The 14550-nt window shown below is 43.5% G+C and carries 15 protein-coding genes; 13 read left to right on the top strand and 2 right to left on the bottom strand.

The annotated features are described in order from the left end of the window. The first annotated feature begins 994 nt into the window (after nt 1-994). Both COV46_05365 and COV46_05360 read left to right on the top strand, forming a co-directional pair. The gene (locus tag COV46_05365) at nt 995-2311 is read left to right on the top strand and encodes a hypothetical protein (GenBank protein PIR17181.1); all 1317 of its coding nucleotides are present in this window, start codon (nt 995-997) and stop codon (nt 2309-2311) included. Further along, on the top strand, nt 2311-2844 hold the full coding sequence (locus COV46_05360; protein ID PIR17180.1) for a zinc/iron-chelating domain-containing protein: 534 nt from the start codon (nt 2311-2313) through the stop codon (nt 2842-2844). Before COV46_05365 ends, COV46_05360 begins: the two co-directional genes overlap by 1 nt. A gap of 214 nt (nt 2845-3058) precedes the next feature. Here the strand turns inward: COV46_05360 and COV46_05355 are convergent, their stop codons facing one another. Then, nucleotides 3059-4744, bottom strand: coding sequence for a hypothetical protein (locus COV46_05355; GenBank protein ID PIR17179.1), 1686 nt, complete (start codon nt 4742-4744; stop codon nt 3059-3061). 399 nt (nt 4745-5143) lie between these two features. On the opposite strand from COV46_05355, the gene COV46_05350 reads away from it, so the two are divergent. From COV46_05350 to COV46_05300, 11 genes are all read left to right on the top strand, one after another. Then, nucleotides 5144-5440 (top strand): hypothetical protein, encoded by a 297-nt coding sequence (locus tag COV46_05350; GenBank protein ID PIR17178.1) that lies wholly within the window; start codon nt 5144-5146, stop codon nt 5438-5440. A gap of 52 nt (nt 5441-5492) precedes the next feature. Beyond that, the gene (locus COV46_05345) at nt 5493-5771 is read left to right on the top strand and encodes a hypothetical protein (protein PIR17177.1); all 279 of its coding nucleotides are present in this window, start codon (nt 5493-5495) and stop codon (nt 5769-5771) included. A 39-nt stretch (nt 5772-5810) separates the two neighbouring features. Continuing rightward, a complete protein-coding gene (locus COV46_05340; GenBank protein ID PIR17176.1) occupies nt 5811-6221 on the top strand; it encodes a hypothetical protein in 411 nt (136 codons plus the stop codon). A gap of 4 nt (nt 6222-6225) precedes the next feature. Continuing rightward, the gene (locus COV46_05335; protein ID PIR17175.1) at nt 6226-6891 is read left to right on the top strand and encodes a restriction endonuclease subunit M; all 666 of its coding nucleotides are present in this window, start codon (nt 6226-6228) and stop codon (nt 6889-6891) included. After that, complete coding sequence (locus COV46_05330; protein PIR17174.1) at nt 6881-8392, top strand: restriction endonuclease; 1512 nt, start codon at nt 6881-6883, stop codon at nt 8390-8392. The genes COV46_05335 and COV46_05330 overlap by 11 nt, the downstream gene beginning before the upstream one ends. 69 nt (nt 8393-8461) lie before the next feature. Beyond that, on the top strand, nt 8462-9505 hold the full coding sequence (locus COV46_05325; protein ID PIR17173.1) for a cell filamentation protein Fic: 1044 nt from the start codon (nt 8462-8464) through the stop codon (nt 9503-9505). Further along, the gene (locus COV46_05320; GenBank protein ID PIR17172.1) at nt 9502-12012 is read left to right on the top strand and encodes a restriction endonuclease; all 2511 of its coding nucleotides are present in this window, start codon (nt 9502-9504) and stop codon (nt 12010-12012) included. Before COV46_05325 ends, COV46_05320 begins: the two co-directional genes overlap by 4 nt. Nucleotides 12013-12050: 38 nt before the next feature. Then, on the top strand, nt 12051-12539 hold the full coding sequence (locus COV46_05315) for a hypothetical protein (GenBank protein PIR17171.1): 489 nt from the start codon (nt 12051-12053) through the stop codon (nt 12537-12539). After that, a complete protein-coding gene (locus tag COV46_05310) occupies nt 12540-13142 on the top strand; it encodes a hypothetical protein (protein ID PIR17170.1) in 603 nt (200 codons plus the stop codon). Then, a complete protein-coding gene (locus COV46_05305) occupies nt 13130-13702 on the top strand; it encodes a hypothetical protein (GenBank protein ID PIR17169.1) in 573 nt (190 codons plus the stop codon). Before COV46_05310 ends, COV46_05305 begins: the two co-directional genes overlap by 13 nt. Nucleotides 13703-13705: 3 nt before the next feature. Next, nucleotides 13706-14248 carry a hypothetical protein gene (locus COV46_05300; GenBank protein ID PIR17168.1) on the top strand — a complete coding sequence of 181 codons (543 nt, stop codon included), beginning with the start codon at nt 13706-13708 and terminating at the stop codon, nt 14246-14248. Nucleotides 14249-14297: 49 nt separating this feature from the next. Here COV46_05300 and COV46_05295 read toward each other — a convergent pair. After that, a partial coding sequence (locus COV46_05295) for an IS110 family transposase (protein PIR17167.1) occupies nt 14298-14550 on the bottom strand: 253 nt, incomplete at its 5' end.

The following is a 14550-nucleotide window of genomic DNA, read 5'->3' as shown; positions in this document are numbered from 1 at the left end:
ATGTGCAGAACGAATATTTTACTGGGAAAATGCCAGTTAGTTATCCCCCCAAGAGTTTGGATAATATCTTAAAAGCAATGGATACGGCGACTGGAGTGCGCACTTATGGTTGGACAGTTTGGGGCTGATTATTAGGACAGCCTGACTGGCCGTTGTTTTGGTTTATTGCATCTTCTTTATCTTTAATCAAGTCTTCAAATTCCACAGGAGGCAAGTAACCAATTCCAGAATGCACACGCTTCTTGTTGTAAACCTCCTCGATAAAATACGATATCCGCTCTATTACGTAAAAGGGGTTTCCTAATTCGGTTATTTAAACTCATCTGACAGCAGGATTAAGGATCTACGCTCCTTGCAATGTGCGGTGATGCCTCGCCACCAATCCCTCTACAAGCTCGGGATCGGTGCCGGCTCGGCATATCATTTAAATTTTTGCATTGTCGAACCTAGTCCGCCTTACGGTGGAGGGTTCGAATCTTCAGCTGAAACAAAAAGGCCCGCCGACCCCAAAAGAGGTCGACGGGCCTTTGGCTCCGACAGCAGGATTATGGCACTATGTGCCATGTTACGTTAGGTAATGCCTTGCTGCCCGCTTGGCGGGCCCCCGCTCGGCATATCATTAGAAATGTCGCGCCAGAATCGGCGCGACGACGTAATCGAACCAATCCCGCTTCGCGGGACGGTTCTCAAATTCAACTCTCAAAACAAAAAAATCCGCCAAACCCCATTTGGGGTTGGCGGTTTTTTGGCTCCCCCTAGTGGACACATTCCGAACCAAGTATTTCAAAGAGATCATGGCCTTTGAACCACTTGTGCCCGCCATACGCGAACTGTTGGGGCAACAGGCTGCTTAGGTTGGGCTGTGCTGTAAGATAACCCCACTCTCCAATTTTGCCACGGCCTGTGGCAAATTCTGCCTCCATAAGGCCTGAAAAAATTCTTGTAGAAATACCATTCTTACTGTGTTTTAAGCCCAGCAATGAGGAGGTAGTAAATGGCAGGATATAACCTTAAGCCCTACCCGGGCGATGAAAAGTGCAAAGAGATCTTGAAGAAATGCGGATGCAAACTTTCGTTTCCGGAGGTCAGGGCATTTTTGATGGGCTGTATTTCAGCGGTCGAGCACGTGCAAATGGATGTAATGTTTAGCCATCTGCAGAATGGAGACGAGCCGAATTTTGATACGATGAAAGATGCCCAGACATACATGGGCACAGTAATGGGGCTGTGGAATAAACTGGCCGAACATCAGGATCATCACAATTCCTTCTGTCTCTCTTTTTTTGAGCTTGAGCCCACGAAGGAATCTCTTGAAAAATATCTAAAACTGAGAGGAAGTGAACTTAAACAGTTTGTCAAAGGCCTTGATTACGGCGGAACGAATCCCGATGATTTCAGCGAGCCGGGAAGATTTGATATAGAACAACTGGCAAAAATGGATTTCATGTATGAGAATGTCCTTAAAATTCCTGAGTCGGGTCAGGACGATAAAGAAATACCGAAACTGGTTAAGCAACTCAGACAGATGAATAACATGATCGAAGAATGTATAAACGGTGTCATTCAGGAGACAAAACAGATTCGAGTTGAAATGATGCGGGGCATGAGAGAATCGATGTCGCATCATCAGAGCCTGAAAGTTGGCCGGAACGAACCATGTCCATGCGGCAGCGGTAAAAAATATAAGAAATGCTGCCTTGGAAAATCTAACGACGCATCATCGATGGCAAAGGTCTATCCCATCAGCGATTACAAAAAAGAAGAACCTCACGAAAGTGAGGGAAAAATGTTTCAGTTCGAGATTTCACTTAACTATTCTGATCCACTTATCTGGCGTCAAGTCCTTGTCCCGGCGACATTCACGTTCGACAATCTGCACTCAACAATTCAAGCATTATTTGACTGGGAGAATGATCACATGCACGAATTTACGGCAGGCAAGTCCTTTCGAGGCGAAAAGATAAGCGGCAGAACTCCTCTTGCACATTTCTTTGAAAGACCCAGACAAAAGGCCACATACGTTTATGATTTTGGCGACAGTTGGGAACATGAAATCCTCTTTGAAAAATGGAGCGACGAAAAATCTGCAAATCCTGTCTGTCTTGAAGGTGCAAATGCCGCCCCTCCGGAAGATTCAGGCGGCATCCCCGGTTACTACTGGAAACTTGAAACAATCCAGAATAAGAAACACCTCGATCATGAATCGATGTTGGAATGGATGGGTGAGAATTTTGATCCTGCATTTTTTGATAAAGATGTCATCAACAAACGTCTGAAAAGAATAAAAGGCAAGCAGAAAAATTTGAATTAATGAATACGGTCTTCATGTCTCGAGGAATAGGCGTTATGGAAATTGACATCAGTAGCATAAAAAGAATTTCAGAAAAAAATGAGGACGAAAATTGGAGATTCAGGTCGTTCCTGAAAAACCGATCCAGCAAAACAGTTGATGCAGCTGCGCACGAACTATACCGGAAATTCTCATCAGAAATTGACTGCAGGACATGTTCAAATTGCTGCAAAGTGATATCTCCCATACTTGATGAAAAGGATGTCGGAGCGTTAGCCGTCGCCCTTCATCTCACACAGGGGGCATTCAAAGAAAAATACGTCCTTAAAGACGATGAAGATGACGGTTATCGCTTCAAGACCAAACCATGTCCATTTTTAAGGAATAATGGATGTTCCCATTATGAACATCGCCCCAAGGATTGCAGGTCATACCCACATCTGCATAAAACGAATTTTAATTCCAGATTAATGGGAGTGATAGAAAACTGTTCAGTTTGTCCAATTGTCTTCAACGTATACGAATCTCTGAAGAACAGGCTCTGGCATAGATAGTCATCACTGTACCCCCTGTTTCGGCACAAATGCATCGCACTGAAAATCCGCATCGTCACCCTCCCGATTCATTCGATTGAGATCACAGAGAACGCCTCCAGTAACGCCGTTTTCAAGACAATGCTCACAATTGGGAGATTGGTCCGGATAATCGTATTTGACGCAGTTCGGGCAAACATCTTTCCAAGAAATTCTTTTGCTCATAGTCTACTCCCTACAATTGTTCCCATTCACGCACCACTTTGTTAAAAATTTCCTGAAATGCCGGCCTCTTTTCATTAGATTGTTTTATCGGCAGAGCATATTTTTTCCAGCCATCCACATCATTCATAACATCGACATACATGCGCCGGACCCTTTCAACAACTTGGGCGTTATAATGATATGTTTTTCGCGAAGAAGAGGAATTCAAATTTCCGACATTTGATTTGTAAAACAATAATATTTCATCCGGGTATCTCGATTCCAATGCCTTCGCCACCGACAATATTTCAGATTCTTCATAACAAAAGCAATAAGTCGGTCGTTGTCGAGGTTTCTTGAAATACTGTAACGCCAGATCGTATTCGTTGCGATGTAAACGAATCTTAATCGATTGAACATCATCTTCATTTTCTTCGAGCAGATTTATGATATGCGGTTCATATACAGCCCACTCATCGGGCTTACATTCCTTTTTAAATTCCTTGTAGAATGTCGGATCTTCCCGTGTCCCCATACCAGATGTGATGCGTTCGAAATCGACGACAAAGCTGGATTTACGCCTATGATTTTCTCTTATATCCTCGACAATCTTCTGCCAATCTTTTACCAAACCTTGGCTTTCATAGAGATTTTTTGCTTTCTGAAAATGGTTGTGGGCAAAACTGTAGTATTTTGATTTTCCCTTCATGAGAATTCGAAAGCCCAAACACTCATATATTTTTGCAGCAGCCGCTGGACAGGCCTTTTCCAAAACTTCCGCGGCGGGCTGTGTTGTATAATGGCTATAGTCCTTCAGTTGATCCTTCTTTGTCTCTAAAATCCGCTTGGCTAGTAGGTTTAACTCCTTCGTTATTATGTATACTTCAATTGCCGATTCAAGGGGAGCTGTCTCTAGTGTTGCAACAATCTTTTGATGCCAAATGGTTTTGTCCTTCTTTGGTATGTATCTCAATAATTCCTCATAGGAATATGATGACGGGCAATTCCTATAATCCGCCCAGGCTGACTCGAGGGCGACACTGTTCCTTCCTAACTTTTTCAAGAGCTCCCTTTTGGAAACTTTTAATGACGAGTTGCAAAAATCTATCGACTTATCCTGGGCGCTGAGATTGAGACCACGCTCCACCCATTCTAACGCCGCATCAAATTTACCCCTAGTTTTATATATATTCGCAAGTGTCTCACAATCATCAGGTTGATAACCGGTTTGCTCACACAGCTTACAATACGATGAGATGTCGCATTGCTCTCTGTAAATTGCCTTTAACGTGGAAATGTCATTTTGAAGTTCATAAGGAATCTGCTGTTGTTCCTGTGCGGACTTGGTCTTAATGGCATTGATTTTTGTCAAAGACCCATCTTCAATAATGGCTCTAAATGCCTTCAATCCATTTTTGTTCAAAACCTTTGTGGTCTCTTCCTCCAGTTTATAACAAAAACCGTAATCATCATTTTTTATCCACGTCAAAAGTCTCCTTATGGTATCTACCGGATCTGCTTTCATGGCCTGACGAGCCTTAACCCATGAACAGAAGAGTCCTTCAGCGAATTGACCAAGATCTCCGCCAGAATCGTCAATCTCTTCAATTTTTTCATAGCATCCGGCAATGAATATCTCATAGAGTAAAACGGCGCGTGCGGGTTTCGTTTTAATCAGCTCGTCTATTCGGTTTTTCACATCAGTCAATTCCTGCACAAATTTAGAGGCATAGTTGTACGGAACAAAGCCGCCCAAGTTAAGGGCGAGTTCAATAGAATCAACGAGAGAATCTGTTTTTTCTTAGTGACCGACATAATTTGCCTTAATCCAACAATTATCGGGACTTATATCATCTTAGATACTGGTATCAATCGAAAAAAGCAGATTTCAAATATGAAAAAGTGCCGGGAGTTTTCGTCCAAAGCATATTACTATACATGGAGGACACGTTTTCAGAGATTAAGGCGGCCATTGGCAGACACTCTCTCCATGATTCTGAATCGGAACTTAGCCAGAGCGCCATGAATCTTGTGAGTTTTTTTGAGCTCCTCATGCAGATCGATAAAGAGCACTCCTCTGCCACCAGAACAAATACAGACAAAGAGGGAAAAGGTGATGAAGATATCCGAAGTGAACATCAGTTTTGTAAAGCCCTGCGACGGCCTTGTCGGCTTTGCAAGCCTCATTATCGACGATCAAATATACGTCGGCTCCATAGCCATTCACAAGCGCTTGGGTGGTGACGGTTACCGGCTGACCTATCCACCAAACGGAAAATCGGACATTATCAATCGTCCGGTCGTTCATCCGATCACGCGCGAATGCGGCAAGATTATTGAAGAGGCAGTTGTCAGAAAACTTGAAGAGGTGATGAAGAAACACAATGATCGATACAGTAGTGCTCACATTTGAGAAGGATCAGTTTGAGATTATCAACCCTGATCGTTTCAGTCCTTCAGCACGGATGATGGACATTCAGCCAAGCAGAATCGGGCGTAACGGATGCATCAAGTGTTTTCGGAATCCCGGCAAAGAAGACCTCGCACGCGGCATAAAATCTATCTTGGGCAAGACGGCTACCGCCACACTGAAACGAATGCAAAGCGATATGGGCATGATGGAACCTTGCAAGTCAATAACCAGCGCCTTAAAGAAGATCAGTGACGATCTGGAACAATTCGACCCTATAAGGCTTCCAAACACAATAGGAACACAGAAAAGCGAGTTATTGACAGGTGAATAATAATAGTAATAAGTATTCGGGCAAAAGGAGCTAAAAGCCATGAAATGTGAATATTGTGAATATGAATGGATGCCCAAAAAGGCAAGCCCTGTCTCATGTCCAAGGTGCAAACAGCGCCTTGACAGGCCGAGGCGTGTGGTCGGACTACAGATTGGCGGCACCATCGGTCCAAACGACAAAGTCGGCATGCACATCGCCATTCCGATAAAACCCGGCGTTGGGGTGACAGTCGATCTGAACACCAAGTTCGATGTGGCGCTTAGGGCAATCGCCAAGAATATCGGCGATCATCCCAAATCGGGCGCCATCAGACAGTCTGTCAATGAGACAATAAATGACCGCAGTGGCGAGAGCAAACTACAGAAGATTCACACGGTGGTTATGACCTGTGCTGGCATAACCACAGTAGCCAAGCATGTGGCGCAGATTACAAAATTATTGGGGTTTTAGAAAAATGGAATCGGTAAATCAGGAAAAACTAGTCGTATCGAAAAAACGGGTTGCAGATCATGGAGAGGTTTATACTGCGAAGCGCGAAGTTAACGCCATGCTCGATCTGGTAAAACAGGAAACGGAAAGAATAGATTCCCGTTTTCTTGAACCGACATGCGGCGATGGAAATTTTCTGGCGGAGGTCTTGGAAAGAAAGCTTCTCATTGTTGAAAATCGTTACGGCAAAAACCAACCCGAATTTGAAAGATATGCCGTTGTCGCAATATCCAGCCTCTACGGAATAGATATTTTGGGGGACAACGTTTCTAAGTGTAAAGCACGGCTTTTCAGGATCTTTGATGATAGATATACAGGTCTGTATGGTGATAAAACCAAGGAAGAATGCAGGGATTCTGTAAAATATCTTCTCGAACGAAATATCATCTGGGGAGACGCGCTTACTCTCAATACCATTGGCGCCACTCCCAAGCCAATCGTCTTTTCTGAATGGTCGCCGGTAAACAGCAACATGATGAAGAGACGGGATTTTGCGTTTCACGAACTCCTTTCACACGCGGCGACGAAGGAATTGCCTCTCTTCTCTGATCTGGGAGAAGACGTCTTCATTCCTGACCCTGTGAAAGAATATCCCGTAACGCATTTTTTGAGGATCGCAGATGCCAAGTAATAACAATTATAACCCGGATGTCCTGACCTGTCTTGCCAATTTGAGCAACGACGAGGTCTTCACGCCGCCACAGATGGTAAATCGGATACTCGATCTATTGCCGGAGGATATCTGGAAAGATGAAAAGGCCACTTTTTTCGATCCGTTCTGCAAGACCGGCGTATTCTTGAGAGAGATCGCAAGACGGCTGATGGTCGGCTTAGAAAAGAAAATTCCAGACAGGCAAAAGAGAAGCGATCATATCTTCAAGAATCAGATATTCGGCATTGCGATAACGGAACTCACCGCACTGCTTTCCAGAAGATCGGTCTATTGTTCAAAAACCGCCAACGGAAAATATTCTGTCTGCGAATCATTCGATAACAAACACGGCAATATTGTATTTGAACGAACAGAACATGAGTGGGTAAATGGGAAGTGCCAATTTTGCGGCGCGAACAAGGAAATTTACGACCGCAATCCCGAACTCGAAACTCACGCATATCAGTTTATCCACACAGAAAAACCCGAGGAGATATTCAATATGAAATTCGACGTAATCATAGGCAATCCGCCGTATCAGTTGAGTGATGGGGGAGCAAAAGCGAGCGCCTCACCTTTGTATCATCTCTTTGTTCAGCAGGCCAAAAAACTGAATCCTCGCTTTCTAACCATGATTATTCCATCTCGGTGGTTTTCTGGAGGAAAAGGTTTAGATGAATTTAGAAATGAAATGTTCATGGATAGGCGCATAAGAAGGCTTATTGATTTCCCGGATTCAACCGAATGTTTCCCTGGAATAGACCTGAGTGGAGGTGTCTGTTATTTCTTATGGGATCGCGATAATAAGGGGGATTGTGAAATAAGTACTTACATTGATGGAAAAGTGTCTACAATGAATAGGCCCTTAATTGAGGACCATATTGGATCCTTCATAAGGTATAATGAAGCAGTATCGATTTTGCACAAAATATCTAGATTTAAAGAGAAAGGATTTGGCGAACAGGTCAGTGCAAGAAAGCCGTTTGGTTTCTCAACGGATTTTGGCGGATATAAAAAATCCACATTCAAGGACAGTGTTAGAATATTCACTAATAAAGGTGTTGGATTCGTTAAACGTACTGATGTTACGCAAAATAATAAATGGATGGACAAGTGGAAGGTTTATATCTCCATGGCGTATGGAGAACGCATATCCTCATCCTATTGGGTTCTTGGCAAACCATTCTTAGGTGAACCTGAAACGTGTTGTGCTGAAACATATCTTCTTATTGGCCCGTATCCATCAAAAAAAATATCGCTGAATGTCATGAGTTACATTCGGACAAGATTTTTCAGATTTCTTGTTCTCCTAAACAAACCAACACAACATGCCACTAACAAAGTTTATACGCTTGTTCCCTCACAAGATTTCAATGAGCCTTGGACAGACGAAAAGCTCTACAAAAAATACGGCCTGTCCAAAGATGAAATCGCCTTCATAGAATCCATGGTCCGCCCAATGGAGGCAAACGATGAATAAAGAAGGCAGCGAAGCGGTTACAATTTGTAACCGGTTGGAATACATCAATAAAGATATCGAGGTGTTGGGATGACCAATAAACTGCAATCATCGGCGCCTGGCGGAGACATCCTGCTATATAGAACAGAAGACGGCAGAGATTGCGTTGAAGTGCACCTCAAAAATGAAACCATCTGGTTATCGTTGAACCAGATGAGCACCCTATTCCAGCGTGACAAATCGGTCATTTCTAAACATATCAAGAACTTATTTGATGAGGGGGAGCTGATCTCCGATTCAGTTGTTGCAAATTTTGCAACAACTGCTGCCGATGGAAAGATCTATAACGTTGATTATTTTAATTTAGATGTGATCATCTCCGTGGGCTATAGAGTGAAATCCTTGCGCGGGACACAATTCCGCAAGTGGGCTACAGAAAGGCTTCGGGAGTACATAGTCAAGGGATTCACGCTTGATGACGAGCGTCTCAAAAAAGCGGGCGGCGGAAGTTACTTTGATGAATTGCTTGCCCGCATCCGCGATATACGGTCGTCGGAAAAGGTCTTTTGGCGAAAGGTCTTGGATATTTATGCCACAAGCATTGATTACGATCCTCGGGCGGAGGTCTCTCAAAAATTCTTCGCAGTTGTTCAAAACAAAATGCACTGGGCGGCGCATGGGCATACTGCCGCAGAGGTTGTTCATTCACGTGCAGATGCCGCCAAACCCAACATGGGTGTGACGTCATGGACGGGCAAACATCCGAGAACGGAAGACACTGAAATCGCAAAAAATTATCTGAATGAAAAAGAACTGAACGCCCTGAATCGTATTGTAACAGCTTATCTGGAGTTTGCAGAAATTCAGGCATTAAACCGTAACACAATGACAATGAATGACTGGATAGTGAAGCTGGATGATTTCTTGAGACTTAGCGGCAGGGATATTTTATCTCATGCCGGTAAAGTAAGTCATGAGAAGGCTATCGAAAAGGCGCGCGCTGAATACGAGAAATATCACACTGCTCATCTTGACGATGAGTGGCCGGTTGAAAAACACTTTCTGGAGGCTGCAAAAAAACTCGCCCCGCCGTCGAGCTCCATGAAAAAGGGAAAGAAAGGCGGCAACAAATGACCGCAACCAATTTCTTTCCTCAAAGGCCTGATTCGAAACCGACCATATATGCCTACGAGGACACACATCCTCAATACAAAGGACTGCTCAAGGTCGGTTTCACAAACAAAGATGTGAGACAAAGGGTTGCGGAACAGTATCCCACGCTTAGGCCCGGCAAACTCCCCTACGGGATCATGCTCGAAGAGTCTGCTATGCGCCGTGACGGAAGCGTTTTTACCGATCACGAGGTGCATCGTTATCTAAAACAAAAGGGCATTAAGAATCCAGATGGAGAGTGGTTTAAATGCACCGCCAAGGACGTGAGATCGGCGATTATCGCGATCAAGGAAGGTCTCCTCTCTGAAGAGAATCGTTCCATTGATTTCAAGATGCGTCCTGAACAGGAAGCGGCCGTAGAAAAAACGATCGCCTACTTTAAAAGCTTCAGGAAGGAAAACCATGATAAGACGCCGCATTTTTTATGGAACGCCAAGATGAGATTTGGGAAGACCTTCGCCGCTTATCAGCTTGCAAAGAAAATGGGCTGGAAAAAGGTTTTGGTCCTCACATTTAAACCAGCCGTTCAAAGTGCATGGGAAGAAGATTTAAAGACGCATATGGATTTCAAGGGATGGCAGTTTATCTCCAGAAATGGGCTGACCTTTGAAGAGGCAAAAAAGAACAAACCCTTTGTCTGTTTTGGTTCATTTCAGGATTATTTGGGGAAGAATTCCGTCGGCGGAATCAAGGCAAAAAACGAGTGGGTGCATACGACCAACTGGGATTGTGTGATATTTGATGAATATCACTATGGCGCGTGGCGCGATAATGCTAAAGAACTCTTTGAAGCGGAGGACAGCAAGGAAATCAAATTTCAGGAAGGCGAAGGGTTGGAATATTTTGACGAAGAGATTCTGCCCATTACGACTGACGCCTATTTGTATCTTTCAGGCACACCTTTCAGGGCAATTGCCTCCGGCGAATTTATAGAAGAGCAGATTTACAACTGGACATATTCGGATGAACAGCGCTCGAAAAAAACATGGCTGGGAGACAACAATCCATATTTGTCATTGCCCAGAATGGTCATGCTTACCTATCAACTTCCCAATTCTATCCGTGAAATCGCAATGCAGGGAGAATTCAGCGAGTTTGATTTGAATGTCTTTTTCTCCGCTGAAGGAACGGGCAATAAAGCAAAATTCAAATACCAGAATGAAGTGCAAAAATGGCTGGATCTGATTCGCGGGGCATTTCTGGAAACAACCATAGACAATCTTAAGCTTGGCGCGAAAAAACCTCCAATGCCGTTTTCGGATGTGCGTTTATTGAATGTTCTGTCACACACCTTCTGGTTTTTGCCCAGCGTTGCCTCCTGTCATGCCATGAAAAATCTTCTCTCGGAGCGGCAGAATGCCTTTTATCAAGATTATAAAATCATCGTTGCCGCCGGAAGCAATGCTGGAATCGGCGTAGAAGCGCTTCCGCCGGTGTTGGATGCAATGGACGAGCCGCTAAAAAACAAGACCATAACCCTTTCTTGCGGCAAATTAACAACTGGCGTTTCGGTGAAACCGTGGATAGGCATATTCATGCTTCGAAATTCGTCCAGTCCGGAGACGTATTTTCAAGCAGCATTCAGGGTGCAAACGCCATGGACGATCAAGAATCCGGATGATCTCTCGCCAAACAAGGAGGAGATCATCAAACAGGAATGTTATGTCTTTGACTTCGCGCCGGACAGGGCGTTGCGTCAAATCGTTGATTACAGCTGCCGCCTGAATGTAAACGAATCGAATCCTGAAAAGAAGGTCGAGGAATTTATCAGCTTCCTTCCCGTGCTTGCCTATGACGGCAGTTCAATGAAGCAGATCGATGCCGCAGGTATTCTCGATATGGCAATGAGCGGAACGACTGCAACTCTTCTGGCAAGACGCTGGGAAAGCGCTTTGCTGGTGAATGTGGACAATGGGACGCTTCAGCGGCTTATGGATAACAAAGATGCCATGAACGCACTGATGAGCATCGAAGGGTTTAGAAATTTAAATCAAGACATTGAAACCATCATCAACAAATCCGATGCGATCAAAAAAGCCAAGAAGGATGCAAATGAAAGGGATTTGACGGCCAAGGAAAAACGAGAGCTGACCGAAGAAGAAAAAGAGTATAAGAGCCTTCGAAAACAAATACAAGAAAAGCTCATCAAGTTTGCAACCATGGTGCCCGTCTTTATGTATTTGACGGACCACCGCGAACGGAGCCTCAAAGATGTTATCACACAACTGGAGCCCGGCCTTTTTAAGAAGGTAACCGGCCTATCGATAAAAGAATTTGAATTGCTCGTGAGCCTTGGGGTGTTCAACAGCGCACTGATGAATGACGCAGTTTATAAGTTCAAGCGATACGAAGACGCAAGCCTCGTTTATACTGGCATTAACAAACATGAGGGTGAAGACATCGGCCTTTATGACACGGTTTTAAGCTCGAAAGACTATCGGGCAACGTTTGAGAACGTGGTTAAGTGAAAGAAAATATGTTGCGTTAGCATTTTGGAGTTTTTTTGATGAACAATGACAGGTTTTTAACCATAACCAAAGAAACCAAAGATTCGGGATCAAACGATTGGAAGCTACTTGACGATGTGACAAGGGTTTTTAATTGTCTGATCATCGTTGGAGCTGGCAATCACTATGATCTTACACCTACGGTGGCACAAATTGCGCGGAAGGAATTAAATTTCGACAGATTTAGAATTATTAGACCTCACTTTGATTATAGTACCGTTGATGATCGACAATTTGATGGATTATTGGAAGCGCATGGTCGTCCATTTTATCGTCAAATATTTGAAATGGAGTCCACCCGCGAAAATGTGGTATTTTATGGAGGCTTTCCCAATAAATACATTGTCAAAGAATCATTTGCTGTCGCGTTCGGTTCTGCAATTCGTTTGAATCTTGAAAACTTAACCGCCAATAGAGTTAATTCTTCGGAAGACGGGTTTTATCACAATTGTTACAGGGATGTTCTCGTAAGCTGTAGCAACAGCTGAATGGCTTATTATGATTTCGATTTCGAATACAAATTCCCTTACACAGAGTTGCAAAATAGATTTCCCCATCATCTGAATAATGGCAATCATCAGAAGACAATATTTGTAAATCCTTTAGAGTTTTTTTATCAGTATTTTGATAGACGTAATGTGCGTTGGTTGAATATGAATCAGGATGGAATTTTAGAAGAGAACATTAATGTTGATAGGTTGGTAAGCTGTCATGGAAATGTTCAGGTTTCCAGAACGGACTTGATGTTGCCGGGGAACACAGGTGCAATTGATTCGGAAACGAGACAAAAAGCCGAATATTTTATAGGTGAATCACAGGTAGTTATTGCCTTGGGTTGCTCATTTTCTGACTACGATTACGATATTTTTGAAATGCTCGACAAGGCCAATACAAGCAGGTTTATTATTTTTGATCTTAACGAAGACGCGGTGTATAAAAATCTGAAGGCTGTTTTTCCAAAGGCAACTATAATACTTCGCCACACATCCCTGCCAATAATTCCAGATTTCAAGCAAACGGCTTTGCAACAATGCGCTTTAGGAATTAGCTTTAAATTAAACCAGTCAAAAGGTGCTTTATGGAAGGCATGACGCTGTTTCACCAGCTATTTCCGGATATCGGACTGGAAGAAACGCGAACAATAACCGTTTTTAAAAAACGCGATGGCCTGCCAAAAGGGAGTTACGGCTTTGTTGAACTTTATTGTGTTGATCCGAATTGTGATTGCAGACGAGTAATGTTCAATGTGGTTTCTGAAAAACCCGCGAAGCATTTGGCGACCATCAATCACTCATTTGAACCTCCGCTACCGGATGATGTTATAAAAGAACAATCTTTTCTAGACGAGTTGAATGTTCAATCCGAGCATTCGCCGACACTTCTAAAACTCTTCAAGGAAGTCCTCTTAAATGATTCTGTTTTTACCGAGCGCATTGAAGAACACTATAAAATGGTAAAGACTGCCTTAAAAAACCCAACCCATAAAGTATGGAAGGTTATTAAAGGTGCAACTAAAGATTATGCCGGAGAAAATCTCCGCTCGAATATCAAGAACATTGATCCTTATTCTCCTTGTATATGCGGCAGTGGCAAAAAATTCAAATGGTGTTGCCGTGAAAAGATGATGAGGATTGATTCTGAAAGGGAGTAAAGGATGCTGATATTACGTTGTACACAAAAGCTACTAAAGAAGCTGGATGTTCCAGAGAACCAGTTGGCTTCCGATAATGCCGTATCGATCTCGCCTCTTGGAAATTGGCATGCTCATGTCATTGGGGTTTCTCGTAATCACGGCATAATATTCATAAACGATGCGACACTGTTCTCTTTCGTCGTATTCGATGTCTCAAAGGCAACGCTCAAAAATGAACTTCCGGCAGTTTTCAACAGCGCACTCTATAATGTTTTGTTGTCCGAGGTATTTTCCACAGATTGGATTAAGAAGGCGAGCGAAGTGAGCAGTGTTTTCAAAGTTGGGCGTAGTACGAGTAGGCGCGTTCTTGGAAGTATCAACGATCTTATAAGGCATTACCAGTTCTATATTTTGAGGGATGATGGAATTGAAAAATGTAACATGCAGAAGACGGTTCGCGAGATGAACAGAATCCCGCAAAAGAATCTCGGTTGGAATTATTCGATTGAGGCTATGAAGAAGCTTGCAAACGAGCCGTTTCGTGAGGATGCGCTTCTTCACTGATAATTGAGGGGTAAAAAGGGCAACGAGCGGTTGCCCGATTGATGGAGGCCTAACTGTTTGAACTGTCGCCGTAATAAGGGCATTCAATAGAGGCTGTATAAACGGGATTGCCCAAATGCATGGGATAATTCTTATCCATCAGAGCGTCCACCAGCCAATACCAATTGCAGGTCGACTCAACTGCAATGCCCTTTATTTGCCCTCGATATGGAAGAAGTGTCGTCAATATCTTCTCCTTGTCGTTAGGCAATCGCCGGGACAAGATCCTCTCGGAATCCTTATTCAGAATCCCTATGTAACTA

This window comes from Deltaproteobacteria bacterium CG11_big_fil_rev_8_21_14_0_20_49_13, from assembly GCA_002796305.1.
Taxonomy (GTDB): domain Bacteria; phylum UBA10199; class UBA10199.
This window is presented reverse-complemented; position numbering and strand designations above follow the sequence as displayed.